2 protein-coding genes are annotated in these 2,208 nt (G+C 74.1%); both read left to right on the top strand.

Annotated features, from left to right (window positions below):
* On the top strand, window positions 1-626 hold a 626-nt coding region (locus ACFV4N_RS42970; RefSeq protein WP_499678454.1), incomplete at its 5' end, for an ATP-binding cassette domain-containing protein.
* Window positions 623-2,197: a family 20 glycosylhydrolase gene (locus ACFV4N_RS42965; protein WP_499678453.1), complete on the top strand. Its 1,575-nt coding sequence runs from the start codon at window positions 623-625 to the stop codon at window positions 2,195-2,197. The genes ACFV4N_RS42970 and ACFV4N_RS42965, both read left to right, overlap by 4 nt.
* The last annotated feature ends 11 nt before the right edge of the window (window positions 2,198-2,208 follow it).

Below are 2,208 nucleotides of genomic sequence, written 5' to 3'. Positions count from 1 at the left end.
ACCTCGGTGAGCGCATCGAGCACGCCTCCGCCCGACGGCGCCGCCGGCTCAGCCGCGACCTCCAGGTCATCTTCCAGGACCCGTTCGCCTCGCTGAACCCCTCCATCCCGGTCGGGGACACGCTCGCCGAACCGCTGCACGCGCAAGGCGTCGCGGGCCGCGACGCCCGGCGTCGGGTCGTGGACCTCCTCGACCGCGTCGCCCTCCCCGCCGACGCCGCCCAGCGGCTCCCGCGGGAGTTCTCCGGCGGGCAGCGCCAGCGCATCGCCATCGCCCGGGCGCTCGCCATCGGCCCCAAGCTGATCGTGTGCGACGAGCCGGTCTCCGCGCTGGACCTCACCACCCAGCGCACCGTGCTGGACCTACTGCTGGAGATCCAGGAGCAGACGGGGGTCGCCTACCTGTTCATCTCCCACGACCTGTCCGTGGTGCGCTACATGAGCCACCGGGTCAACGTCATCCACCGGGGTCGCATCGTCGAGTCCGGGGACGGCGGACAGGTCACCACGACGCCCCGGCACGCCTACACCCAGCGCCTGCTGCTGTCCGCCCCGGTCGCCGACCCCGTGCTGCAACGGGCTCGACGGGCCGCGCTGGACCGGCGGCGGGCGGAGGGGAACGCATGACACCGAACCTGTCCCTCGTGCCGCTCCCGTCGCACGTCACGGTGACGGGAGCGCAACCCGTCGCCTTCGGCGCCGCGGGGACGGTCACCGCGGCCGTGCCGCCCGGTCTCTCCCGAGACGTGACCGACTGGTTCGCCACCTGGGCACAACGCCTGCACGGGCTCGACGTCCGCGTGGTCGCGCACGGGGAACCGGGGGCCGACGTCGTGGTCGTCGTGGACCGCCCCGAGGCGCTGGGGCTGGCGCACCTGCCCGGACCGGACGGGGTCGACCCCCGGGCGGCGCGGGCCGACGAGCGGTACCGGCTGACGGTCCGCCCGGACGGCGTGCTCCTCGAAGCCGCGGGCCAGGAGGCGGCCTTCCGGGGCCTCACCACCCTGCTCCAGCTCGTCGACCCGGCGCCGGCGGTCCCCGGTGTCACGATCGAGGACGGACCCGCCTACGCGTGGCGCGGGCTCTCGCTCGACGTCGTGCGCCACTTCTCCACGCCCGAGGAGGTCTGCCGCGTCATCGACGTCCTCGCCTGGTACAAGTTCGACGTCCTGCACCTGCACCTGACCGACTCGCAGGCGTGGCGCGTCGAGACCGCCGCCCGCCCCCGCCTCACCGGCCCGGGCGCCACGGCGGAGTTCTACACGCGCGACGACCTCGACCGGATCGTCGAGCACGCCGCGCGGCGCCACGTCACCGTGATCCCCGAGATCGACGTGCCCGGCCACGTCCTGGCCGCCTTCGACGCCTACCCGGAACTGGGCGGCGATACCACACCGGTTCACCCGTACGTGCGCTACCTCGACCCCGACGTCCCCGAGGCCGTCGCCTTCACCCGCGACGTGCTCAACGAACTCGTCGACCTGGTGCCGGGACCGTTCGTGCACCTGGGCGCCGACGAGCCGTTCGGCATGCCGGCGGAGTCCTACGAGCGGTTCGTCCGCGACGCCCACGCGCTGATCCGGTCCCGCGGCAAGCGGGTCGTGGCCTGGCAGGAGGCGGTCCGCGCCGGCTGCCTGGACGGCGACGACGTGGTGCAGTACTGGATCGGCCCGGACAACCCGTTCGACGTCGAACGCCTCAAGGAACGGGCGCCTGCCGCGCTGCACCCGGTGATCGACGACGCGGCCCGGCTGTTCGCCCTGGCCCCGCACGACGTGCCGACCGCGGCCGCGGCGGGCGTCCCGGTGCTGGTGTCGTCCAACACGATGCTGTACCTGGACCGCCCCTACTCCGACGCCGCGGCCTGCGAGGAGTCGGAGCGGCGGCGGGGACGCGTCGGGCACGGGGACTACGTGCCGCACAGCCCCGAGCAGGCGTTCGCCTGGCACCCCACCACCCTGCCCGAGCTGGCGGGGGCGCGGCTCGCCGGCGTCGAGGCGGCGATCTGGTGCGAGACGGTCGACTCGTTCGATGACCTGGCGTTCCTGCTCCTGCCGCGGCTCGCGGGGGTGGCGGAGAAAGCCTGGACCAGGCAGGTCACCGACTGGCCCGACCACACCGCCCGCCTCGGCCGGCACGCCGACACCTGGAACGCCATGGGTTTCCACGCCGCCTACCGCGCCCGCTCGGACGGGTGAAGGCGTTCGCG

Source organism: Actinosynnema sp. NPDC059797 (assembly GCF_042732085.1).
Taxonomy (GTDB): domain Bacteria; phylum Actinomycetota; class Actinomycetes; order Mycobacteriales; family Pseudonocardiaceae; genus Actinosynnema.
The sequence above is the reverse complement of the archived record's forward strand: the minus strand, read 5'-3'. Positions and strand labels throughout refer to the sequence as shown.